The organism is Streptomyces sp. NPDC101152, from assembly GCF_044768275.1.
GTDB lineage: Bacteria > Actinomycetota > Actinomycetes > Streptomycetales > Streptomycetaceae > Streptomyces.
The window spans coordinates 31363-53739 of the sequence record NZ_JBIWPO010000022.1 but is presented as its reverse complement, the minus strand read 5'-3'; the positions used below and the strand labels follow the sequence as shown (position 1 = coordinate 53739).

Below are 22377 nucleotides of genomic sequence, written 5' to 3'. Positions count from 1 at the left end.
CACCCGCCTCACTTCCCGTTGTGTTCGTCGCTGACCCGCCGTGCGATGTCGCGCAGCTTCATGTTGTGGTCCTGGGAGATGCGGCGCAGCACGGCGAAGGCGTCGTCCTCGCTCATGCTGTGACGTTCCATGAGGATGCCCATGGCCTCACCGATGGCGTGCCGGGTCTCCATGGCGTGCTCGAGCTGGTCGACGGTGTGGGCGCTGGACAGGGCCACGGCCGCGTGCGAGGCCAGCAGCCAGCCCGCGGTCTCCATCTCCTTGCCGAAGGCGCCGGGGCGGCGCGCGTAGAGGTTCAGCGCGCCGAAGTCCTGCCGGTCGGTGTACAGCAGGATGCCGGCCATGCTGCCCACACCGAGGTCGCGGGCGCCGACGGCGAAGCGCGGCCAGTTCGGCTGCGGATCGGTCATGTCGGCGATGCGGTACACCCGGTCACCTTCGTGATCGCGGGCGAGGTCGAAGCAGGGGCCCTCGGCGAGCCGTCCCTGCAGCCGGTCGCTCTCCTCGACCATCTCCCCGCACACGGCCAGGGTGACGGCACGGCCCTTGCGCATCGCCAGGATCCCCGCCGCGTCGCAGCCGGGCAGCAGCCGCACGGCCGATGCGGCGATCTCGTCCAGCGTCGCCTGAACCGAGTCCTTCGCCAGCAGGTCCCGTGCGAGCAGGGCCATCTGTTCGGCGAACTCCTGCCACTCCACCCGCGCCACCGCCTCATCCGCCGCCTCGCCCACCCTACTCCCGGCCTCTGCCCGGTCCCGGCGGAAACAGGCCTGCGGTTGTCACGCCTGGTTACTATGGTCACTTCATGATGTTGAGAGAGGTCACCGCAACCCGCTACGTCGCGCCCCTGCGGTCCGGCGGCTCCGTGCCGGGTGTCGTCGAGGCCGACGACCTGGGCACCTATGTGGTGAAGTTCACGGGCTCCGCGCAGGGCCGCAAGGCGCTGGTCGCCGAGGTGATCGTGGGGGAGCTGGCGCGGGCGCTGGGGCTGCGTTTCCCGGAGCTGGTCCTGGTGCACTTCGACCCGGCGATCGCCGCCGCGGAACCGCACCAGGAGGTGCGGGACCTGCACGGCGCGAGCGCGGGCGTCAACCTCGGCATGGACTATCTGCCGGGCGCCCAGGACTTCACTCCCGAGGTGGCCGAGCACTTCCGCGTCGACCCGCTGGAGGCCGGGCGCGTCGTGTGGCTGGACGCGCTGACCGCGAACGTCGACCGCACGGTCCTCAGCTCCAACCTGATGATCTGGCCGACGCTCGGGACGGTGCCCCCGCGCCTGTGGCTGATCGACCACGGCGCCGCCCTCGTCTTCCACCACCGCTGGGACGCCACCGACCCCGAGAAGACGTACGACTTCCGTCACCACGCTCTCGGCCAGTACGGACCCGACGTCCGCGCCGCCGACGCCGAACTCGCGCCCCGGGTGACCGAGGAGCTGCTGCGCGAGGTCGTGGCCGAGGTCCCCGACGCCTGGCTCACCGACCACTCCTCGCCCGGGGAGGCGCGCGCGGCGTACGTGACGTATCTCCACGCGCGCGTGCGCGCGTCGGCGCGGTGGCTGCCCACCGACTTCCCGAGCCGCGAGGAGCTCGCCGCCGAGGAGGCCGTGCGCGCGGCGAGGAACCAGCGAGGACGGCCCGCGTGGCTCAAGCAGGTCCCCGACCTGCACGGCAAACCGGCGGCCGAACAGGACTGGTCGGCGCACCTCGGATGATTCCGAGCCGGCGGCCGAAGCGGGCAGAGGCCGGACGCGACCGAGTGGCCCCGGGACAGTCCCTGGGCCACTCGGAGGGGTGAGGCTCAGCCGCGCAGCTGCTCGTACGCGGGCAGGGTGAGGAAGTCCGCGTAGTCCTCGTCGAGGGAGACCTGGAGCAGCAGGTCGTGGGCCTGCTGCCAGTGACCGGCCGCGAAGGCCTCCTCGCCGATCTCCGCGCGGACGGCCTCGAGTTCCTCGGAGGCGACCTTGCGGGCCAGCTCCGGGGTGGCCTTCTCCCCGTTCTCGAACTCGACGCCCGCGTTGATCCACTGCCAGATCTGCGAACGCGAGATCTCGGCGGTGGCCGCGTCCTCCATGAGGTTGAAGATGGCGACCGCGCCGAGGCCGCGCAGCCACGCCTCGATGTAACGGATGCCCACCTGGACGGCGTTGACCAGACCGGCGTACGTCGGCCTGGCGTCCAGGGAGTCGATCGCGATCAGGTCGGCCGCCTCGACGTGGACGTCCTCGCGCAGCCGGTCCTTCTGGTTCGGTTTGTCGCCGAGGACCTTGTCGAAGGACTCCATGGCGATCGGGACCAGGTCGGGGTGGGCGACCCAGGAGCCGTCGAAACCGTCGTTCGCCTCACGGTCCTTGTCGGCGCGGACCTTCTCGAAGGCGACCTTGTTGACCTCGGCGTCCCGGCGGGAGGGGATGAACGCCGCCATCCCGCCGATGGCGTGCGCGCCGCGCTTGTGGCAGGTACGGACGAGGAGTTCCGTGTACGCCCGCATGAACGGGGCCGTCATCGTGACGGCGTTGCGGTCCGGGAGGACGAACTTGGCGCCGCCGTCACGGAAGTTCTTCACGATCGAGAACAGGTAGTCCCAGCGGCCTGCGTTCAACCCCGAGGCGTGGTCGCGGAGTTCGTAGAGGATCTCCTCCATCTCGTACGCCGCCGTGATCGTCTCGATCAGCACGGTCGCGCGGACGGTGCCCTGCGGGATGCCCAGGTGGTCCTGCGCGAAGACGAACACGTCGTTCCACAGGCGCGCTTCGAGGTGCGACTCGGTCTTCGGGAGGTAGAAGTACGGGCCCTTGCCGAGGTCGAGCAGGCGCCGGGCGTTGTGGAAGAAGTAGAGGCCGAAGTCGACGAGGGCACCGGGGACCTGATCGCCGTCCGCGTCGACGAGGTGCCGCTCGTCCAGGTGCCAGCCGCGCGGGCGCATGACGACCGTCGCCAGCTCCTCGTTCGGGCGCAGGGCGTACGACTTGCCGCTCGCCGGGTCGGTGAAGTCGATGTTCCGTGTGTACGCGTCGATCAGGTTGACCTGGCCGGTGACGACGTTCTCCCAGGTCGGTGCCGAGGCGTCCTCGAAGTCGGCGAGCCAGATCCGCGCGCCCGAGTTGAGGGCGTTGATGGTCATCTTGCGGTCGGTGGGACCGGTGATCTCCACGCGGCGGTCTTCGAGGGCCGCGGGGCAGGGGGCCACCTTCCAGGAGTCGTCGGCGCGAATCGCGGCGGTCTGAGGGAGGAAGTCGAGGGTGGGGGTGCGGGCGATCTCGGCGCGGCGCTCGGCGCGGCGGGCGAGGAGCTCGTCACGGCGTGGCGTGAAGTGCCGGTGCAGCTCGGCCACGAAGGCGAGCGCCGCCTCGGTGAGGACCTCCTCCTGCCGGGGCAGGGGCTCGGCGTCGACGATGGCCAGCGGGGACGGCGCTGGTGCGGACATGAGCTGTCACTTCCTTCAGCGGTGGCACCGGGTGCCAGTCGAACCGGGTACGGCGGGCGGCACCCCGGGAGCGGTGGGGTGCTTCTGAACAGTGGATACTAGTTTCCTCATTGTGGAAGTTCAATGATCTGTTGACGTCGAGATTCTCCGGGTCGAGGAAAGATGGCGCTGCGTGCCACCGTGCTCACTCCAGGTGTGCGAGATCGGCCTCGGTGTCGATGTCGTACCCCCGCGCAACGTCCCCGCACTCGACCAGCGTGACCGCCTCCTGGTGCTCCGTCAGATAGGCACGTGCGCCCCGGTCCCCGCTCGCGCTCGCCGCGACGCCGGCCCAGTGGGCCGCGCCGAGGAGGACCGGGTGGCCGCGTACGCCGTCGTAGGCGGCGCAGACGAGCGAGTCCTCGTTCCGGTACGCGGCGAGCACCCGCCGCACGGCCTTGGCCCCGATGCCCGGCTGGTCGACGAGCGACACGAGCGCGGCCCGCGCTCCCGTGCCGGCGAGCGAACCCAGGCCCGCACGCAGGGACGACCCCATGCCGTCGGCCCACTCGGTGTTCTCGACGAGCACGCACCCGTCCAGTCGCGCCCGCTCTCGTACGGTGTCCGCCGCGGCGCCCAGCACCACGTGGACCCGTCCGCAGCCCGCCTCGCGGAGCACGGTGACCGCGTGCTCGACGAGCGGTCGCCCGCGGTGTTCGAGCAGCGCCTTGGGCCGTCCGCCGAGGCGCCGCCCGCCGCCCGCGGCGAGCAGCAGTCCGGTCACGTGCCGATGGTTGTCCGTCATTCCTCCTGCATACCTGACGCCCGGGCGGGTGCCCGGTTTCCGGGGTCTGAATTTCGGTCCGCACGGTGGCGCGCTTGGCGTCGGGTGGCGTTTACTGACCCGCGTCCCCCGGCGCCCGACCAACGCCGCAGGGGCTGCTCGGCGCGATCACCGGTGTGTGAGGGGGGAGCTGTGTTGCGGAGCGTGGGGCAGAGGCCAGTGACCGGCAGTGACGAGGACCCGAGAGTGGCGGGACTGCGAACCGCGGTGGCCCGCCTGCGCCGTGAACTGGCCGCACATCCGGCCGAGTTCCCCGACCGCGCCATCGCCGAGGACGAACTGGCCGCCCTCGCCGCCATGGTCGCCTACGGCACCCCGGAAGTCCCCCGCCTGCGCAGCTCCCTGTTGCTGGTGACGGCAGCGATCGGCTCGGTGAGCGCCCTGTCCCGAGGCCTGACGGAGGTACGCAACGCGGTGGAACTGTTCGGAGAACCGAGGAGCTAGTGCCGCGGCAGGCAACGGCCGCCCCGTCGCGACGCCCGGCACGCCCTCTCGCCGCACCGGCCGAAACCCCAAGCACGTCCGGTCCATCAACGGCGTCTTCCGTCCGGCACGCCGAGAGGAGGCCCCGGACGCCGCTCCTGACCGGGCAAACGTCGCCTGCCGCGGCACTAGCCGGCGCAGCACCACCGTGAGACGGGCGCCGCTCGTGCCCAGGCCGTGGACGAGGTTGTGGAGCGCCGGGAGCAGGGACTGGGTCGTGTAGGCGAGCGCCCCGACCAGGGCGCCCGTGGTGACGCCGTGGCCCAGCAGCCAGGGCGCGGCGACCAGCAGCAGCACGATCGGGAGTTGACCCCCGACCGCGAGGGCCACGACCCGCAGCACGCCCCAGCGGGCGAGGGACCGGGCGGCGTAGAACTCCGCGTCGATACGCTCCCCGGCGTCGGCGGCGATCGTCTCCTCCGCGCCCGTCGCCGTGACGTCCCGCAGTCCGGGGCACACGGTGCCCAGCCCGTCGGCGAGCGCCTCGTCGGCGACGAGGAACGCCTCCTGCCGGCGGGCCAGGGGCCGCAGTGTCGCCGCGAACAGGGCGATGCCGGTCACCAGGGGCGGCCCGACGACCAGCAGGAGGAGCGGGTCGAGGGAGCACAGCCCGGCCAGCGCGCCCACCGAGGTGAACAGGAACGACCGCGACACCATGACCAGCCCGGCGAACGTGTCCCGGGCGATCTCCACCTGCTGGGTGAGCCGGGACAGCGCCCCGCCGTCGGCCTCCCGCACCCCGCGCCCGACCACCCGCTCCACCAGCCGGTCCCGCAGCGGTTCCACCAGCGCGGCGACGGCCCCGTACACCCGCGCGGTCCCGTACGCCCCCACCGCCACGCCCGCCCCGGCCACCGCGAGCCAGGCCAGGCCCACGGCTCCCCGCCCGGCCAGGAACCCCTCGTCGAGCGCGCGTGCCGGGGCGTACCCGGTGAGAAAGGTCTGTCCCGTCTCCAGCACGGACCAGACACCGAGCCGGACCAGGACCCGCCACCGGGCCCGCAGGAATCGCAGCCCGCGCCGGAAGATGCCGTCAGTCATCCGGCCCCCCGAACACCGACCGGTACTCCGCGTCCCGCCACAGCCGCGCGTGGGTCCCCACGGCCCGGATCCGGCCGCCCTCCAGCCAGGCCACCGCGTCGGCACGCGCCGCGGTCGCCGCGCGGTGGGCGACGAGGAGCCGGGTACCGCCCGTGCCACGGGACAGCAGCGCTTCGGCGATGCGGGACTCCGTGACGGTGTCGAGGCTCGAGAGGGCGTCGTCGAGGATCAGCAGCCGCCCGCCGTGGGCGAAGGCGCGGGCGAGGCCCAGGCGTTGGGTCTCCCCTCCGGAACGGGGGGCGCCGGCGCAGGGGGTGGCGTAGCCCTGCGGCAGACGGCGCACGAAGCCGTCCGCGTGGGCCGTGCGGGCCGCCTCGCGGACGCGGGCGGGCGAGGGCGACGGCAGGCCGAGGGTGAGGGCGTCCTCGACGGTGGTGCCGAGGAGCGCGGGACGTTCGAAGGCGTAGCCGACGGCCCCGCGCAGCTCGTCGTGGGACAGCTCGCGCAGCTCCACGCCGTCCAGCAGGATCTCCCCGGCGTCCGGGTCGTCCAGCCGTCCAGCCAGTGCGGCGAGCAGGGACTTCCCGGTGCCGGAGCGGCCGACCAGGGCGAGGGTGGTGCCGCCCGGGACGACGAGGTCGACGCCGTCGAGGACGGTGCGTCCGCCGCGCCGGACGGTGACACCCCGCAGCTCCAGACGGCCCGGCCCACGCGGCAGTCGCCGGTCGCCGTAGGCGGGCGCGGGCTCCGCCAGCACTTCGTCGACGCGTCCCGCGGCGGCCCGCGCCCGGGCGAGGCTCGCGAACTGCCCGACCAGCACGCCCACTCCGGCCGCGAGGACCGCGTACCGGGAAGCCGCGAGCAGCTCACCGACCGTCAGGCGGTGCCGGGTGAGCAGGACTCCGGCGACGGCGACGACACCGAGCTGCAGCAGCGGGGCGACGGCGCTCGCCTGTCCGGCCGCGCGCCCCTGGACCCGCCACATCCGCTGGCCCGCGCGGGACAGTTCGGGCAGGGGGCGCAGGATCCGTGCCGCCTCCCGGTCCGCCGTACCCGCCGCCCGGACCGTCCGCCGGCCGTCCACCGCCTCCGCGAGCGCGGTCGCGATCCGCCCCTGCACCCGCTGGTACTCCGCCACGGACCGGCTCGTGTCGCGGGCGAACGCCTTCAGCAGCAGGGTCAGTACGGGTGCTCCGGCGAGGAACACGGCAGCCAGCCACGGGTCGATGAGACCCAGCGCCACGACGCCCCCCACCGGCCCGGCCAGCGCGGCGAGCAGCGCGGCGCGGGCGGCCGGAGCGGTCCCGGCCTGTGCCGCGTTGCCGACGAGACGGGCGACGAGGTCACCGGGCCCGAAGCGGGCGGTGGCCCGGGGGCCCAGGGCCAGGACATGCCCGGTCAGCCGGCGCCGCAGCCACGCGGTGGTCCGGGCGTCGACGGTGCCGGTGAGTACCGTCTCGCAGGCGTCGAGGAGGGCCGCCAGCAGGACGAGCCCGGCGCACGACAGCACCCAGCGGGTCGCGGGGGCGTGGGCCAGCAGCAGGTCCAGAGTGCGGCCGAGGGCCGCCGGCAGCAGCAGACCGGCGCCGGTCGAGGCCGCGCCGACCAGACACAGGGCCACGCAGCGGGTCCCGCTGTGCCGTCCGGCGTCCGCCCAGGTCGTCGTCATACGGCCCCCAGGTCGAAGGGGTACGCAGGACCCCGGGCGGCCCTTCCCCCGCAGGGGGTGACCGCCCGGAGCCGTGAGCACACGGTGCGCGTCAGAGACAGAGCAGAACGCTCGCGGCGCTGATGCAGGAGAGCAGGCTGGCCGTGCTGGCGCCGCCACCGCCGGTGTGCTCGTCGGATTCCATGGTCTGCAGGTCGAGCAGTGCCATTTCGTTTCCTTCCTTCTGCGTCCACCCGTGGGGACGGGGTTGGGTCACGACTCCGTCAGATCGCGGAGCCGCGTCATGAGGGCCGCCGGGGCGGCGGCAGGAACGGCAGCCGGGCGGTGCCCGTGGTGGCCGCGTCGAGCGCGAGCAGGCAGCCCGCCGTTCCGGTGGCGAGGTCCATGGAGAGCCGCATCATCTGGTGCCCGGGGAAGGCCAGTTGGCCCTGGTACGCCATCGCGTACCAGCCCAGTGAGGCGATCTGCTCGGCGAGCCGCCCGTCGGTGGCGTCCGGCGCCGTGGTGCGGCTGAGGTGCAGGATCATTCCGGCGCGGCCCTGGAAGAGACCGGGCTGCGCGTAGAAACGGGAACTCGCGGCGGTGAGGATGCCGGCCCGTGCCTTCTCGAACTCGGCGTCGGCGCTGTGCGCGAGGAGGTCGTCGAGGACCATGCCGATCCCGGCGCTGCCGTCGCCGAGGTAGGGCAGGGTACGCCAGCCCTCGTCGACCTCGAGTCCGCCGCCGCTCTGCTGGACGACACAGCACTCCAGGTCCCGGCGCAGCGCCGTCTGGGCCGCCTCCAGCAGCCGTGCGTCGCCGACGCGTTCGTACTGCCGCAGCAGGAACAGGGCGGGCCCGCTCGACCCGCGCAGCAGCCCGGCCCGGCGCCGGGGCTGGTCCGGGAGCGGCTCGGCGAGACGTCGTACGACGATGTCGGCGGCCTCGGCGGCCCGCTCGTCCAGCGCGGACTCACCTGTGCGGTCGGCCAGGTGCCCGAGGACCAGGCCGAGGCCGGCCAGTCCGCCGTTCAGGTCGGAGGAGAGATGGTGCCACTTCTCCGCGAGGATGCCCTCGACCAGGTCCAGGGCGCGCCGGCGGTGGCCGAGCCGGTCCAGGACGAGGGCGACGCCCGCGAGTCCGTCGTACAGGCCGAGCGGGGTGCCGGCCGGCGGCGGGTCGCTGTGCGCGAGGAGCCAGCGCTCGCCCTCCTCGTAGCGCTCGGCGCCGGTCTCGGCCAGCGCGTACAGGACCCCGGCCGCTCCGTGGGCGAGTCCGAGTCCGCCGCCGTCGGAGAACTGGGCGATGTCGCCCGGGAAGAGGCGGTCGTCCCGCTCGGGGGTGGCGGAGGCGAGGATCGCCTTGACCATGGAGTCACGGCTGCCGGGCCAGTCCCCGGGCCGCACGAGGGCCGGGGCGGTCACGCCGGGGCCGCGGGTGATCTCCGCGACCGCCTCGTCGAGGAAGCCCCGCGGCACGTCCGGGAACTGCTCGGCCACGACCTCGGCCAGATGGGCCGCCTTGCCCCGGTCGACCACGAACAGGGTGGTGACGGGCAGGAAGAGAGCGAGCCGTAAGCAGGCGAGCGCGTAGCGGTCGACGTCGGTTCCGGTGCGGTCGGGCGGGGCGAAGAAGCCGGGGTGGGCGACGACCTGGCGGCCGTTCTCCGACGCCGGGGCGGCCGCCTCGAAGTCGATGAGGAAGACCGACTCCTCGTCCGGGGCGACCATGATGTTGAAGACGTGCAGGTCGTTGAAGACGATCCCGCGCGCGTGCACGGCCTCGACCGCGCGCTCCACCGCACCGTGGACGCGCACCGCCCACTCGGTGTACCGGGCGACGGCCCCGGGATCCGGGTCCGGCGTGAGCAGCGGATGGCGCTCGGCGAAGAACGAGTTCAGCGGGCGCCCCTCGACGAAGTCCATGACCAGGAACCGGTGCTCGCCCAGCGTGAACCAGTCCCGCACCTCGGGCACCACACCCGTCCCCGCCACCCGCTCCAGCGCCGCCTTCTCCCGCTCCAGCCGCGTGATCGCGTCCGCCCCGTCCGAGGCCAGCCCCGCGTGCGGCCGCCCTTCCTTGAGCACCACCTGCCGGCCGTCACGCGTGTCGGTGCCCGCGTACACCCCGCCACCGTTGGAGAAGTGCAGCGCCTTCTCGATGCGGTAAGGCAGCTCGCCCACCGTCGTCGTGTTGCGCGCCGCCAGATGCGGTTCGAGGAAGCCCGGCAGCGTCACCCACTCGGGCACCTGGAAGGACGGCGCCCGCCGGTCCGGCACCAGCCGCCCCTCGCCGTCACGCACGGCCGGCACGAGCGAGCCGCGCTCGTCCACGGTGAAGGCGCGGGCGAACGCGCCGTAACGGACGTAGAGCGGGCCCTCGCCCCAGCGCAGGTCGGTGAGGATGTACGGCCCCTCGCAGCCCCTCAGCAGGTCGCCCAGCTCGCGCAGCACCCGGTGCAGCTGCTCCTCGTCGGCCGGGTAGACCGTCACGAACTTGCCGCTGGTGTCGCGCCTCGCGTACTTGGTGTTGCGCAGATGCAGCAGATGCGGGCCCGGGACGAACTTGAACGGGATCCGGCGCGGCACGCAGTAGTCCCACACGGTCGCCGCGATCCGCTCCGCGTTCTCCCGGGTGGCCGACGCGTGGATCTTCCAGCCCTGCGCCGGCCCGGACACCGGGCTCCCGTCCGCCTCCAGCGGCGTCAGCGTCAGCCAGTCCCCGATCCGCGCCGCCTCCCACCCCCGCGGAACCTCGCGGCGGGCCGTCGCGAACAGCGGTGCGGCCCGCTCACCTGCGGCGGCGAGCCGGTCCGGCGTGTCGTAGAAGTGTCTGTCCGCGAGGGCGTACACCTCGTACCGCTTGTCCATGGATCCCCTTCCGTGGCCCGGCATCGAGCCTTCCAGCCGGGCCACGGCCGCCGACAGTCACGCCTGTCACGAGCTCACCGTGCGGTACGCACGGGTCAAGACTTGTTCGGCGCCTTTCGAGTGGACACGCCTTCTGACCTCCACGGAACGCTCACAGGGGCTGCGCGAGCGCCTCATACGCGCTGTAATTACGGACGTGGTCAGTGAGGGCAGCGAGGGACGGAGGACGAGGACGCTGCGTGCCGAGGCCGCCCTGAAAGCGCTCACCACCGGTCCTGACTCGGCCGAACGCACGCGCCGCGTCCTGGAACAGGTGCTCGTCTTCGCCGGTGCGTCCTTCGCCGCCGTGTACACGCCCGGCCAGGACGGCGACGCCCTGTGCCTGGCCGAGTCGGCGGGAGTGCCGAGGACCCTGTTCGGGTTGCGCGACAGCTATCCCCGCGCCAGCCACTCCCCGGTGGCGGACGCGCACCGCACGGGCAGCGCGGTCTGGCTCGGACCCCGGGAACTCGCGGCCGACGCCCGCGCGCGGCGGACGCCCGCCGGGGACTTCTTCCTGGCGGTGCTGCCCGTGCGCGGGGACGGCGGCGGCTGTCTGCTGGCCGTGAGCGAGCGGCTCGAGGGCTTCGACACCGACGACCGCAAGTGCCTGGAGCTGATCTCCGACGCCGTCGGCCCGCCCGCCCCCGCCCGGCCCGCCGAGGGCGGCGACCTGACGACGGGTACCTTCAGCCTCGCCATGGACACCGGCCGCGTCGAGGTCGGCGACGACATCCTGGAGCTGTTCGGCCTCACCCGCCACGAGTTCGACGGCCGGGTCGAGACCCTGCTGGGCCTGACCGTGCCCGAGGACCTGCCCTCGCTGATGTCGGTGGTGGAGGCCGACCACATGTCCATCGGCGACCGGGAGCTGGAGTTCCGCGTCCTGCAGCCCTCGGGGCCGCCGAAGTGGCTGCGGCTGCGTGGGCGTCTGCTGCCGGGCGGCGAGGGCCGGCCGGCCCAGCTCGTCGGCTCCGTGGCCGACGCCTCCACGCTGCGCTCGGACGTCACCGACGTGACCCGCGTCCAGCGGCTGGCCGCCGCGCTCGCCACCGCCGGCACCGTCCGCGACGTCAGCCAGGCCGTGGTCTCCGCCCTGCGCAAGCCGCTGCGCGCCGACCGGATCGCGCTGGCCGAGCTGGAGGGCGATCGGCTCATCGTGACCGTCCTGGACCCACCCGATCAGGAGTCCTGGCCGGAGCTGTGGCGCATGGAGTGGCGCAGCGAGTGGCCCGACGCGCCGGTGCGCGCCATGCCCACCCTCGCCTCCGCCCTGCGCGCGGGCCGCGCCCACATCTGGCCCGCGGGCACCGCGCTGGAACCCGCGCTCGCCGAGGTCGGCCCCGGAGGCCTCGCCGTGCTGCCGCTGCCAGCCGGCAACCGCATGGCCGGCGCCTGCCTGATCGGCTGGGACTCCCCGCACGACTTCGGCCCCGACGAACGCGCCCTGCTCACCGCCTCCGCCGGCCTCGCCGGACAGGCCCTGATGCGCGCCCACGCCTTCGACGCCGAGCACGAACTCGTCGGCATGCTCCAGCGCCAGCTGCTCCCGCGCCGGCTGCCCAAGCTGCCCGGCGCGGTCGCCGTGGCCCGCTATCTGCCGGCCACCGCCGGGCTCGAGGTCGGCGGCGACTGGTACGACGTCATCCCGCTGCCCGACAACCACGTGGCCCTGATCATCGGCGACGTCCAGGGCCACAGCACGGCCGCCGCCACCCTCATGGGCCAGATGCGCACCGCGCTGCGCGCCTACGCCGTGGAGGGACACCCGCCGGACGTCGTCGTCTCGCACGCCAACCGGCTGCTCACCGACATGGAGACCGACCTCTTCGCCACCTGCTGCTACGTGGACGTCGACATGGAGGAGGGCTCCGCCTGGTACGTCCGCGCGGGCCACCTGCCCCCAGTGGTGCGCCACCCGGACGGCACCACCGAGGTCCCCGACACCGACGTGGGGCCGCCGCTCGGCGTGGTGCGCCAGGCCGACTTCCCGCTGAGCGTGCTGCGCCTGCGTCCCGGCACGGTGATCGCCCTGACCACCGACGGCCTCGTCGAGTCCGCCGACGCCGACATCGACGTCGGCATCGACCGGCTCGCCGACGATCTGGCCGTCGCCGATCCCGGCCGGCTCAGCCTGGTCGCCGACGCGCTGCTCGACAACGCCCAGCGCAACGACGACATCGCCCTGCTCCTGCTGCGCTACGACGGCATGGCCCTGCGGCCGCTGCGCGAGAGCTGGACGGTGTGGCGCGTCCCCGAGGCCGTCGGGCACGCGCGCCGCTTCACCCGCCGCACCATGCGCGCCTGGGGCGTGGAGCGGGACGACACGGACGCGGCGCTCCTCGTCGTCTCCGAACTCGTCACCAACGCCCTCGTGCACACCGACGGCCAGGTCCGCCTCGACCTCACGCTGCTCGACAACCGGCTGCGGGTGTCCGTCGCCGACTCCTCGCCGCGCACGCCCGTCAAACCCACCAGCATCGGCTGGGAGGCCACCGGCGGACGCGGCATCCTGCTGGTCGAGGCGATGTCGGACACCTGGGGGGCCGTACCGGTCAGCGGCGGCAAGCAGGTGTGGGCCGAAGTGCCCCTCGCCCGTCCCTGACGTCGGCCACCGCGTGCGGGGTACCCGGGGCGCGGACGGCGGCGACCCGCCCGCCGCCCGGACACACGTACCGGGCGAAGGAGAGGTACCCCATGCCCCAGCACGTCAGCGACATCATGACCGCCGACCCGGTCACCGTCGAGCCGCAGACCTCCGTCACCGCCGTGGCCCGCCTCATGCGCGACCGCGACCTCGGAGCCGTCCTGGTCACCGACGGCGACCGGCTGCGCGGCCTGGTCACCGACCGCGACCTGGTGGTCCGCGCGCTCGCCGAGGGCGGCGACCTCGAGCAGACCACCGTGGCCGGCGCCTGCAGCGACGACCTGGTCACCGTGGCCCCCGACGACGACCTCGACCGTGCCATCCGCCTGATGCGCGAACACGCCGTACGCCGCGTTCCCGTGGTCGACCACGGCCGGCCCGTCGGCATCGTCTCCCTCGGCGACGCCGCCATGGAACGCGACCCCGAGTCCGCCCTCGGGGACATCAGCGCCGCCAAGCCCAACGACTGATCACCCGAACGGGGGCTCCGCACGACACCCACGGGTGTTTTCCGCCCCCCCGGTACTCGGCACCGCCTGCGCGTGGGATGGACACCACGCCGGTGCGGAGCAGGGAGGCGGTCGGGCGTGGAGCGGTCGAGGAGACATCCGGGGGAGCGGCTGGCCGACGCCGCCGACGCCCGCCTGCCCGTCCTGGACGGCGGCGGCGCCCTGCTGCGCAAGGCGTTCCCCGAGCACTGGTCCTTCCTGCTGGGCGAGATCGCCCTCTACAGTCTCCTCGTCCTGGTGCTGACCGGCGTGTGGCTCACGTTCTTCTTCCACCCGGAGATGCGCGAGGTGGTCTACGGCGGCTCGTACGTGCCGCTGCGGGGCGTACGGATGTCCGCGGCCTTCGACTCCACCCTGCACATCAGCTTCGACATCCGCGGCGGCCTGCTCATGCGGCAGGCGCACCACTGGGCGGCCCTCGTCTTCGTCGCCGCGATCGGTCTGCACCTGCTGCGGATCTTCTTCACCGGAGCCTTCCGTCGCCCGCGCGAGGTCAACTGGATCATCGGCCTGACGCTGTTCGTGCTCGCCCTCGCCGAGGGCTTCGCCGGCTACTCGCTCCCCGACGACCTCCTGTCCGGCACGGGGCTGCGCATCGCCCAGGGCATCATGCTGTCGATCCCCGTCGTGGGGACCTACCTGGCGCTGTTCGTCTTCGGCGGCCAGTACCCCGGGCAGGAGATCGTCAGCCGCCTCTACCCCCTGCACATCCTCCTGCTGCCGGGCGCGCTGATCGGCCTGGTCACCGTGCACCTGATCCTGGTCTTCCACCTCAAGCACACCCAGTGGCGCGGACCGGGCCGCACCAACGGCAACGCCGTCGGCAAACCCATGTACCCGCAGTTCTCGGCCTCCTCGGGAGGCCTGACGTTCACCGTCTTCGGCGTGCTGGTCCTGCTCGGCGGCCTCGCCCAGATCAACCCCGTGTGGACCTACGGCCCCTACCGCCCCGACCAGGCCTCGACCGGCTCCCAGCCCGACTGGTACGTCGGCTTCCTGGAGGGCGCGCTCCGGCTCGTGCCGCCGTGGGAGACCAACCTCTGGGGCCACACCCTGATGTGGAACGTCCTGCTCCCGGCGGTCGTCCTGCCCGGCCTGCTCTTCCTCGTCCTGTACGTCTACCCGTTCGTCGAGCAGCGCCTGACCGGCGAGTGGCACCAGGAACGGCACCTGTGCGACCGCCCCAGGGACCGTCCCGTGCGCACGGCGCTGGGCGTCGCCGGCATCACCTTCTTCGGCGTTCTGCTGCTGGCCGGCGGCAACGACGTCGTGGCGCAGACCTTCCGTATCTCCGTCAACACCCTGACGTGGATCCTGCGCATCGCCCTCGTGCTGGCGCCCGTCGCGGGCTGTCTGCTGACCCGGCGGGTGTGCCACGCCCTCACCGACGCCGAGCAGGAACGCCTCCTGGAGGGCGTCGAGAGCGGCGAGGTGCGGCAGGGCCTGGAAGGGGGATACGAGAGCGAGCACCACCCGGTCACGGACTTCCGGCCCGGAGCGCCGAGAGCTTCGCTCACTCCTCGGGACCCACACCTCGATTCACGTACTGGAACACGAAACCCGCAACACCCCGGGCCAGCACCACGCCGCCGATGAGGAACAGCCACAGTCCGAAGACCACACCCGTGGCGGTCAGCGCGAAGCCGAGCGCGGTGACGATCGGCCACCGGCTGTCGGGCGGGAAGAACTCGAGGGGACCGGCGCCGTCGGCGACCTCGGCGTCCGTCCGGTCCTGCGGGCGGAGCCCCTTGCGGCGGTACTGCACGGCCGTGAAGAAGGAGATCAGCGCGGCCATGAGGAACGCGACGACGAGCACCGCGGACCCGGCCGGCTCCCGCGCCCACCAGCCGTACAGCCCGGCGGCGCCCGCGAAGAACACCGCCACGCCCCCGAAGAACACCGACTCGGTCTTCACCGCAGCCCCTCCTCGCTCGCCCACCGCACGATCGCGGGATGGTGCGCGTCGAACGCCGGCGACTCCGAGCGCACCCGCGGCAGCGCCACGAAGTTGTGCCGCGGCGGCGGGCACGCCGTCGCCCACTCAAGACCCCGCCCGTAGCCCCAGGGGTCGTCCACGGTCACCGGCCGCCCGTGCCGGGCCGTGCGCCACACGTTGTACAGGAACGGCAGGGTGGAGACGCCCAGCAGGAACGCGCCGGCGGAGGACAGGGTGTTGAGCAGGGTGAAGCCGTCCGTCGGCAGGTAGTCGGCGTACCGGCGCGGCATGCCCGCCTCGCCCAGCCAGTGCTGCACCAGGAAGGTCAGCTGGAAGGCCGGGAACAGCAGCCAGAAGTGCACCTTGCCCAGCCGCTCGTCGAGCATCTTGCCGGTGAACTTCGGCCACCAGAAGTAGAACCCGGCGAACATCGCGAAGACCACGGTGCCGAACAGGACGTAGTGCAGGTGCGCCACGATGAAGTAGGTGTCGGTCAGATGGAAGTCGAGCGGCGGCGATGCGATGAGCACCCCGCTCAGACCACCCAGCAGGAACGACACCAGGAAGCCGAACGACCACAGCATCGGCGTCTCGAACGACAGCGAGCCGCCGCGCATGGTGCCGATCCACGCGAAGAACTTCAGGCCCGTGGGCACCGCGATCAGGAACGACATCACTGAGAAGAACGGCAGCAGCACCGCGCCGGTGGCGAACATGTGGTGTGCCCACACCACCGCCGACAGCATGGTGATCGCGATGGTCGCGCCGATCATCGGCAGATAGCCGAACAGCGGCTTGCGGGAGAACACCGGGATGATCTCCGAGATGATCCCGAAGAACGGCAGCGCCACGATGTACACCTCGGGATGCCCGAAGAACCAGAACAGGTGCTGCCACAGCAGTGCCCCGCCGTTCGTCGCGTCGAAGATGTGCGCCCCGAACTTCCGGTCCGCCTCCAGGCAGAGGAGCGCGGCCGTCAGGACCGGGAACGCGGGCAGCACCAGGATCGACGTGAACAGCACGTTCCAGGTGAAGATCGGCATCCGGAACATCGTCATGCCCGGAGCCCGCAGGCACAGGATGGTCGCGATGAAGTTGACCGCGCCCAGGGTCGTCGACACACCCGTCACCACCAGGCCCATCACCCACAGGTCACCGCCCGCGCCGGGGGAGTGGTAGGCGCTGTTGAGGGGCGCGTACGCGAACCAGCCGAAGGCCGCGGCCCCGCCGGGCACCACGAACCCGGAGACCACCATCAGGCCACCGAACAGGTACATCCAGTACGACAGGGCGTTCAGGCGCGGGAACGCCACGTCCGGGGCGCCGATCTGCAACGGCATCACCGCGTTCGCGAACCCGGCGAACATCGGCGTCGCGAACAGCAGCATCATGATGGTGCCGTGGATCGTGAAGAGCTGGTTGTAGGTCTGCTCGTTCATGAACTGCAGCCCGGGCCGGGCCAGTTCAGCCCGCATGGCCATCGCCAGCAGCCCGGCGAACAGGAAGAAGGAGAAACCCGTGACCATGTACAGGCGACCGATCACCTTGTGATCGGTCGTCGAGGTCCAGCGCAGCAGTGCGGCGCCGAGCGTGGTGCCCCCGGATCTGTCCTCCTGGGCGACATGTTCCGAAAGTTCCGTCATCGTCCTCCTCCACGGGCCGCGGCGACGCTACCGCCGTGACAAGGCACCGCATCCGCGCCACGCCTGGCTGTGGGCCGTCAGCGTGGCGTTTGGCCCCACCGGCGCCGGGGACCCGGTGCCCAGGCACTGACGCAGAAGGAAGATGAACCGCCGTGACGTCGCACACCAGTGAGAAGCTCGTGATCCGCCGACCAGAGACCGGCTGGTCCAAGGCCCGGCGCCTGCGTGGCAAGGGTGTGGTGCGCACCTGCCTCCCGGCCGTCCTCGACGGGGAGACGTCCCGGACGCAGCAGGCGGGCCCGGAGGGCAACATCGTGCGGGGCGAGGACTGAGTCCGCCTTCGCAGGCAACCGCGGACCCGTGACGTCCGTCCTACATGGCGAGCCGATCTACATGAGGTGGCCAAGGAGTGTCCCAGAGCTGGACATGATTGGGTGAACCGCTTGGCTCACAGCGTTCACAGAGGTAGGTTCGACGCCACGATGATCGCCCCGGAACACCGCCGCGAGCGCTGGGGATCGTCGGCGGCGCGGGCTGCCCGACCTGGAGCGGGGTCGGCGCCCCTGTGCACGCAGCACCAGTCCGGATCCGCGAGGAGTCCCCTTCGTGAAACGCCATGAGTTCCTGCGGGAGCTGCACAAGGCCACCGCCAACCGCAACTACCTGGAGATCGGAGTAAACGACGGCCGCAGTCTCGCGCTGTCGCGCGTCCCCAGCGTCGCGATCGACCCCGCGTTCAAGGTGGTCACCGAGATCAAGTGCGACGTGCACCTGGTCAAGGCCACCAGTGACGACTTCTTCGCCCGCGAGAACCCGCTGGTCCACCTGCGCGGCGGCCGCCACCCCGTGCGCAACCTGCGCCGTGGTCGCAGCCCGATCGGGTACTGGAGGCGCACGTCCCTCGACCTGTCCTTCATCGACGGCATGCACCTGATGGAGTTCGCGCTGCGTGACTTCATCAACGTCGAGAAGCACTCGGACTGGTCCAGCGTCATCGTCTTCGACGACATGCTGCCGCGCAGCATCGACGAGGCGGCCCGCGACCGGCACACCGACGCGTGGACCGGCGACGTGTACAAGCTCGTCGAGATCCTGAACCGCTACCGCCCCGAGCTGGTGACCGTCCTCGTGGACACCCAGCCCACCGGGCAGCTGGTCGTCTTCGGCGCGGACCACACCAGCACGGTGCTGCAGGACAAGTACGACGAGATCATGACCGAGTTCAAGGTGCCCGACCCGCAGAAGGTGCCCGAGGCCATCCTGGAGCGGGTGAAGGCGGTCAAGCCGGAGACGCTGGTGGGTGCCGACTTCTGGGGTCCGCTGGTACGTGCCCGCAACCGTGGTCTGAGCCGCTCGCGTGGCTGGGAGCCCCTGCGCTCGGCGCTGGAAGGCCTCAGCGCGAGCCGCTGAAGCCGCGGAACGGACTGCCCTTGGGCCCGGCCGATGCCGGGCCCGAGGGCAGTTTCATGTCGTCAGCGGCCTGCGGCTGCCCGGCGTGGGCCGGCCCGCCGAGGTGAACCGGCCGTCTACGCTGCTCGCGTGCGTCTCCTGCTCATGGCCGACACCCATCTGCCCAAGCGGGCCAAGGCGCTGCCCGCCGCGCTGCTCGCCGAGATCCCGCGTGCCGACGTCGTGTTCCACGCCGGCGACTGGGTCGACACCGCCACCCTCGACCTGCTGGCAGGCCGCAGCCGTCGTCTGATCGGCGTGTACGGCAACAACGACGGGCCCGAGCTGCGCGCGCGGCTGCCCGAGGTGGCGCGCGCCGAGATCGGCGGCCTGCGCTTCGGCGTCGTGCACGAGACGGGACCCGCGCAGGGCCGCGAGACACGCTGCGCGGCCCGGTTCCCGGACCTCGACGTGCTGGTCTTCGGGCACAGCCACATCCCGTGGGACACCGCCGCCCCCGGCGGCCTGCGCCTGCTCAACCCCGGGTCCCCGACCGACCGCCGTCGCCAGCCCCACTGCACCTACCTGACCGCGACGGCCGCCGACGGGCGGCTCACCGATGTGGAGCTGCACCGCCTGCCGCCGCGGTGACGGGCGGTTTCGGCGCGGTGGCGAAGGGCACCCGGCAGCACTGCCGAGCAAGGCGTGAAGAGGCACTGTCAGACCCCTCTGGTACGACTGGATCATGGCTGCCACACCGGTAACGCTTCTACGACGCGCGGTGGACCCGGCCCGGCACGCGGGCTCGCCGCGCACCGTCCTCGTCGTCATGTGCGCCGGGTACTTCCTGGTGCTGCTCGACGTCACCATCGTCAACGTCGCCCTGCCGAGTATCGGCTCGGGTCTGGGCACGGACGTCGGCGGTCTGCAGTGGGTCGTCGACGGGTACGCGCTGGCCCTCGCCTCCCTCATGCTGACCAGCGGGTCGGCGGGCGACCTCTACGGACATCGCAGAGTGGTGCTCGGCGGACTGGTCGTCTTCGGTGCCGGCTCACTGGCCTGCGGGCTCGCCCCCGGTGTGTCCGTGCTGGTCGCCGCCCGGGCGGTGCAGGGCATCGGCGCGGCGCTGCTGCTGCCGGGCACTCTGGCCATCATCAGCCGGGCCTTCCCCGACGACGCGGCCCGGGCCCGGGCGATCGGCGTCTGGGCGGGCATCGGCAGCCTGGCCCTGCCCGCGGGCCCGCTGCTCGGCGGCGCGCTCACCGACGCCTTCGGCTGGCGGGCGATCTTCCTGCTCAACGTGCCGATCGTGCTGGTGGCCCTGGTGTGGGCCGCGGCGGTCGTCCGGGAGAGCAGGGAGAAACAGGCCCGCCGCCTCGACCTGCCCGGCCTGCTGCTCGGCAGTCTGCTCCTGCTGGCGACGACGTACGCCTTCATCGAGGGCGGCCGTTCGGGCGCCGGCGCCCCGCAGGTGATCGCCGCGGCAGCGGTGGCCGTCCTCGCCGTGCCGGCGCTGGCCGTGGCGGAACTGCGCCGTGGGGACGACGCGATGCTGCCCGTACCGCTGCTGCGCCGACCGGCCTTCGACGCGGCGAACGTGGCGGCCGGCGTCATGAACCTGGGCACCCTCGGCACCCTGTTCGTGCTGATGCTGTTCCTGCAGTCGGTCCAGCACCACTCGCCCCTGCTCGCCGGCCTGGCGGTGATCCCGCTGTTCGCCCCGCTCGCGGTCATCGCGCCCTTCGGGGGCCGCGTCACCAGCCGGACCGGTGCCCGTCTGCCGGCCGCGGCGGGACTGCTCGTGGCCGCGGCGGGCCTGGCCCTGCTGGCTCGCGCCGGGACGCACTCGGACTACCCGGCCCTGCTGCCGGCGTTCCTGCTGTGGGGCATCGGCATGGGCTTCCTGACGCCCGCGGTCGTCGCCGCGGCCATCGCCGCCGTGCCCGGCGAGCGCGCCGGGCTGGCCTCCGCGATGAACAACACCGCACGTCAGACCGGCGGCGCGATAGGTATCGCGGTCGCCGGCGCGGTCGCCGGGCAGCCCGGCGGGGGGGAGCGTTTCGTGCGGGGTTTCCACACCGTGGCGCTGGGGGCCGCGGGCCTGTACGCGGCCGCCGCGGTCCTGGCGCTGGTCATGCTCCCGGGGGCGCTGCTCCCGGGCGGCGAACGGTGACCCTGGCAGCGTCCGACAGAAGGCCGGGCCGCTTCAGGCTCTGGGAAGCGGCCCGGGCGCTGCGATGATGCGCTGTCACGGACCTCCTTCCCGCAGAAGTGCTGTGCCATGGAGGCGTCGATGCCTCCGTTGTGCGGTGCCTACCCCGCTCGGCCCTGCTCACACGGGGAAATTCGGTGGATCCGCGCCCGTCGGCCCGGTGAACTGGTCCACGTGCTGATCGACGAAACGCTCGTACGCCGTCTGCTCGCCACCCAGTTCCCGCAATGGGCCGACCTCCCCGTCGCACCGGTGCCGCAGTCGGGCATGGACAACGCCACCTTCCGGCTCGGTGACCACCTGTCCGTCCGTCTGCCGCGCTACGCCCACTGGGCCGGCCAGGTCGACCGTGAGCACCGCTGGCTGTCCCACCTCGCCCCGCACCTGCCCCTGCCCGTCTCCGAGCCGCTCGCCAAGGGCGAGCCCGGCGAGGGCTACCCCCACCCCTGGTCCGTCTACCGCTGGCTCGACGGCACCACCGCGACCCCCCAGGCCCTGGGCGACCCGGTCCAAACCGCCGTCGACCTCGGGGGATTCATCGCCGCGCTCCAGGCCGTCGACGCGACAGGCGGCCCCGGCCCTCAGCAGAGCAACGCCTTCCGCGGTGTCCCCCTGGGCGATCCGCGCGACTCCATCGCCGCTGAGACCCGTGTCCTGTCCAAGATCGAGGCGTTGCGCGGGACGGGCCTCGTGGACACCGACGCGCTGAGAGAGGTGTGGGAGGCGGCCCTCGCCGCGCCCGCCTGGCACCGGCCGCCGGTGTGGATCCACGGTGATCTCGACGCGGGAAACCTCCTCACCAGCGACGGCAGGCTCAGTGCCGTGATCGACTTCGGCACGCTGGCCGTGGCCGACCCTGCGGTGGACCTGGTGCCCGCCTGGAAGTTCCTGCCCGCACGCGCGCGGGACGCCTTCCGCGAGGCGGTCGGCGCCGACGACGCGACCTGGGCACGGGGCCGCGGCTGGGCGCTCGCCGGTTCCCTCCCGGTGCCGGACGACCCCTACTTCCGGGACCACCCGGCCCGGATCAGCGCGGCCCTGCACCACCTGGAGCAGATCATCGACGACCACCGCAGCGAGGGCGGCTGACGCCGGGCATCAGTGCCGCCGCCGGCGACGCCGTACGCCCAGCAACGCCAGGACGATCAATCCGACCGAGGCGAGCCCGACGGCCGCCCGCTTGGCCACCGGCACCCCGGCCGTGCGGAACAGGTCGAGAGGCTCCGTCTCCGGCTGCTCCTCGGCCGCCGGCGCGGCGGGCTCAGCGATCTCCTCCGACAGGCACTGCGCGAACTGGCCGACGATCCGGTCGCCCACCTCCGCCATCACACCCCGCCCGAACTGCGCCGGACGCCCGGTCACCGTGAGGTCGGTGCGCACGGACACGGCCGTGCCGCCGTCCTGCTCGCTCAGCGTGCCGGTCACCGTGGCGCGGGCGGTGCCCTGACCGCGCGTCTCCCGGCCGCTCGCGATCAGTACCATGCGGTGCGCCGCCTCGTCCTGCTCCTCGAAGACGGCGGTGCCCCGGTAGGTCACGCTGATCGGGCCGACCTTCACCTTCACCGAGCCGGTGACGGTCTTGCCGTCGTACTCCTCGACGGTCGCCCCGGGCATGCACGGCGCGACCCGTTCGATGTCGAGGAGCGTCCGCCAGGCGTCGTCGACGGGGACCGGCACGGTGAACTCGTGGTGCAGTTCCATGACTTCCTCC

The 22377-nt window shown here is 72.6% G+C and carries 19 protein-coding genes and 1 pseudogene; 10 read left to right on the top strand and 10 right to left on the bottom strand.

From position 1 onward, the window contains the following. Positions 1-8: 8 nt before the first annotated feature. A complete protein-coding gene (locus ACIRVK_RS26050; RefSeq protein ID WP_404251138.1) occupies positions 9-698 on the bottom strand; it encodes a GAF and ANTAR domain-containing protein in 690 nt (229 codons plus the stop codon). Positions 699-808: 110 nt separating this feature from the next. Between ACIRVK_RS26050 and ACIRVK_RS26045 the strand changes: the two genes are divergently transcribed. Next, positions 809-1714, top strand: a complete 906-nt coding sequence (locus ACIRVK_RS26045) for a HipA family kinase (protein ID WP_404251136.1) — start codon at positions 809-811, stop codon at positions 1712-1714. Between the two features lie 86 nt (positions 1715-1800). Here the strand turns inward: ACIRVK_RS26045 and aceB are convergent, their stop codons facing one another. Beyond that, positions 1801-3426: a malate synthase A gene (aceB, locus tag ACIRVK_RS26040; protein WP_404251003.1), complete on the bottom strand. Its 1626-nt coding sequence runs from the start codon at positions 3424-3426 to the stop codon at positions 1801-1803. A 184-nt stretch (positions 3427-3610) separates the two neighbouring features. Continuing rightward, positions 3611-4210, bottom strand: coding sequence for an NTP transferase domain-containing protein (locus tag ACIRVK_RS26035; RefSeq protein WP_404251001.1), 600 nt, complete (start codon positions 4208-4210; stop codon positions 3611-3613). Between the two features lie 198 nt (positions 4211-4408). Between ACIRVK_RS26035 and ACIRVK_RS26030 the strand changes: the two genes are divergently transcribed. Continuing rightward, positions 4409-4693, top strand: a complete 285-nt coding sequence (locus tag ACIRVK_RS26030; RefSeq protein ID WP_404251134.1) for a DUF5955 family protein — start codon at positions 4409-4411, stop codon at positions 4691-4693. 162 nt (positions 4694-4855) lie between these two features. Here the strand turns inward: ACIRVK_RS26030 and ACIRVK_RS26025 are convergent. The 4 genes and pseudogenes from ACIRVK_RS26025 to lanKC all read right to left on the bottom strand — a co-directional run. Continuing rightward, positions 4856-5773 (bottom strand): annotated as a pseudogene (locus tag ACIRVK_RS26025) (ABC transporter ATP-binding protein); the annotation flags it as partial. Next, positions 5766-7442, bottom strand: coding sequence for an ABC transporter ATP-binding protein (locus ACIRVK_RS26020; RefSeq protein ID WP_404250999.1), 1677 nt, complete (start codon positions 7440-7442; stop codon positions 5766-5768). The gene ACIRVK_RS26020 and the pseudogene ACIRVK_RS26025, both read right to left, overlap by 8 nt. 91 nt (positions 7443-7533) lie before the next feature. Further along, complete coding sequence (locus ACIRVK_RS26015; protein ID WP_030937754.1) at positions 7534-7650, bottom strand: SapB/AmfS family lanthipeptide; 117 nt, start codon at positions 7648-7650, stop codon at positions 7534-7536. Between the two features lie 73 nt (positions 7651-7723). Further along, positions 7724-10291, bottom strand: coding sequence for a class III lanthionine synthetase LanKC (gene lanKC, locus ACIRVK_RS26010; protein WP_404250997.1), 2568 nt, complete (start codon positions 10289-10291; stop codon positions 7724-7726). 196 nt (positions 10292-10487) lie between these two features. On the opposite strand from lanKC, the gene ACIRVK_RS26005 reads away from it, so the two are divergent. The 3 genes from ACIRVK_RS26005 to ACIRVK_RS25995 all read left to right on the top strand — a co-directional run bounded on the left by ACIRVK_RS26005 (position 10488) and on the right by ACIRVK_RS25995 (position 15082). Then, positions 10488-12935, top strand: a complete 2448-nt coding sequence (locus ACIRVK_RS26005; RefSeq protein WP_404251132.1) for a SpoIIE family protein phosphatase — start codon at positions 10488-10490, stop codon at positions 12933-12935. A 92-nt stretch (positions 12936-13027) separates the two neighbouring features. Further along, on the top strand, positions 13028-13447 hold the full coding sequence (locus ACIRVK_RS26000) for a CBS domain-containing protein (RefSeq protein ID WP_404250995.1): 420 nt from the start codon (positions 13028-13030) through the stop codon (positions 13445-13447). A gap of 117 nt (positions 13448-13564) precedes the next feature. Further along, on the top strand, positions 13565-15082 hold the full coding sequence (locus tag ACIRVK_RS25995) for a cytochrome bc complex cytochrome b subunit (RefSeq protein ID WP_404250993.1): 1518 nt from the start codon (positions 13565-13567) through the stop codon (positions 15080-15082). On the opposite strand, the gene ACIRVK_RS25990 is transcribed toward ACIRVK_RS25995, so the two are convergent. Together ACIRVK_RS25990 and ctaD are read right to left on the bottom strand one after the other, a co-directional pair. Next, entirely contained in the window at positions 15000-15401 is a 402-nt protein-coding gene (locus ACIRVK_RS25990; protein WP_404250991.1) for a cytochrome c oxidase subunit 4, read from the bottom strand. The genes ACIRVK_RS25995 and ACIRVK_RS25990 overlap by 83 nt on opposite strands. Beyond that, positions 15398-17065 (bottom strand): cytochrome c oxidase subunit I, encoded by a 1668-nt coding sequence (gene ctaD, locus ACIRVK_RS25985; RefSeq protein WP_404250989.1) that lies wholly within the window; start codon positions 17063-17065, stop codon positions 15398-15400. The genes ACIRVK_RS25990 and ctaD overlap by 4 nt, the downstream gene beginning before the upstream one ends. Positions 17066-17217: 152 nt before the next feature. On the opposite strand from ctaD, the gene ACIRVK_RS25980 reads away from it, so the two are divergent. The 5 genes from ACIRVK_RS25980 to ACIRVK_RS25960 all read left to right on the top strand — a co-directional run bounded on the left by ACIRVK_RS25980 (position 17218) and on the right by ACIRVK_RS25960 (position 21755). Next, positions 17218-17397, top strand: a complete 180-nt coding sequence (locus tag ACIRVK_RS25980) for a hypothetical protein (protein ID WP_404250988.1) — start codon at positions 17218-17220, stop codon at positions 17395-17397. 274 nt (positions 17398-17671) lie between these two features. After that, positions 17672-18475, top strand: a complete 804-nt coding sequence (locus tag ACIRVK_RS25975; protein ID WP_404250986.1) for a class I SAM-dependent methyltransferase — start codon at positions 17672-17674, stop codon at positions 18473-18475. A gap of 129 nt (positions 18476-18604) precedes the next feature. Further along, positions 18605-19105: a metallophosphoesterase family protein gene (locus tag ACIRVK_RS25970; protein ID WP_404250984.1), complete on the top strand. Its 501-nt coding sequence runs from the start codon at positions 18605-18607 to the stop codon at positions 19103-19105. Between the two features lie 94 nt (positions 19106-19199). Then, positions 19200-20627 (top strand): MFS transporter, encoded by a 1428-nt coding sequence (locus tag ACIRVK_RS25965; RefSeq protein WP_404250982.1) that lies wholly within the window; start codon positions 19200-19202, stop codon positions 20625-20627. A gap of 213 nt (positions 20628-20840) precedes the next feature. After that, on the top strand, positions 20841-21755 hold the full coding sequence (locus ACIRVK_RS25960) for an aminoglycoside phosphotransferase family protein (protein WP_404250980.1): 915 nt from the start codon (positions 20841-20843) through the stop codon (positions 21753-21755). Positions 21756-21764: 9 nt separating this feature from the next. Here ACIRVK_RS25960 and ACIRVK_RS25955 read toward each other — a convergent pair whose 3' ends face one another. After that, positions 21765-22367, bottom strand: coding sequence for an SRPBCC family protein (locus ACIRVK_RS25955; protein WP_404250978.1), 603 nt, complete (start codon positions 22365-22367; stop codon positions 21765-21767). Positions 22368-22377 lie beyond the last annotated feature (10 nt).

Coding starts and splice junctions, on each gene's coding strand:
- ACIRVK_RS26045 (WP_404251136.1), top strand. CDS start 809: ATGTTGAGAGAGGTCACCGCAACCCGCTACGTCGCGCCCCTGCGGTCC.
- aceB (WP_404251003.1), bottom strand. CDS start 3,426: ATGTCCGCACCAGCGCCGTCCCCGCTGGCCATCGTCGACGCCGAGCCC.
- ACIRVK_RS26035 (WP_404251001.1), bottom strand. CDS start 4,210: ATGACGGACAACCATCGGCACGTGACCGGACTGCTGCTCGCCGCGGGC.
- ACIRVK_RS26020 (WP_404250999.1), bottom strand. CDS start 7,442: ATGACGACGACCTGGGCGGACGCCGGACGGCACAGCGGGACCCGCTGC.
- ACIRVK_RS26015 (WP_030937754.1), bottom strand. CDS start 7,650: ATGGCACTGCTCGACCTGCAGACCATGGAATCCGACGAGCACACCGGC.
- lanKC (WP_404250997.1), bottom strand. CDS start 10,291: ATGGACAAGCGGTACGAGGTGTACGCCCTCGCGGACAGACACTTCTAC.
- ACIRVK_RS26000 (WP_404250995.1), top strand. CDS start 13,028: ATGCCCCAGCACGTCAGCGACATCATGACCGCCGACCCGGTCACCGTC.
- ctaD (WP_404250989.1), bottom strand. CDS start 17,065: ATGACGGAACTTTCGGAACATGTCGCCCAGGAGGACAGATCCGGGGGC.
- ACIRVK_RS25965 (WP_404250982.1), top strand. CDS start 19,200: ATGGCTGCCACACCGGTAACGCTTCTACGACGCGCGGTGGACCCGGCC.
- ACIRVK_RS25955 (WP_404250978.1), bottom strand. CDS start 22,367: ATGGAACTGCACCACGAGTTCACCGTGCCGGTCCCCGTCGACGACGCC.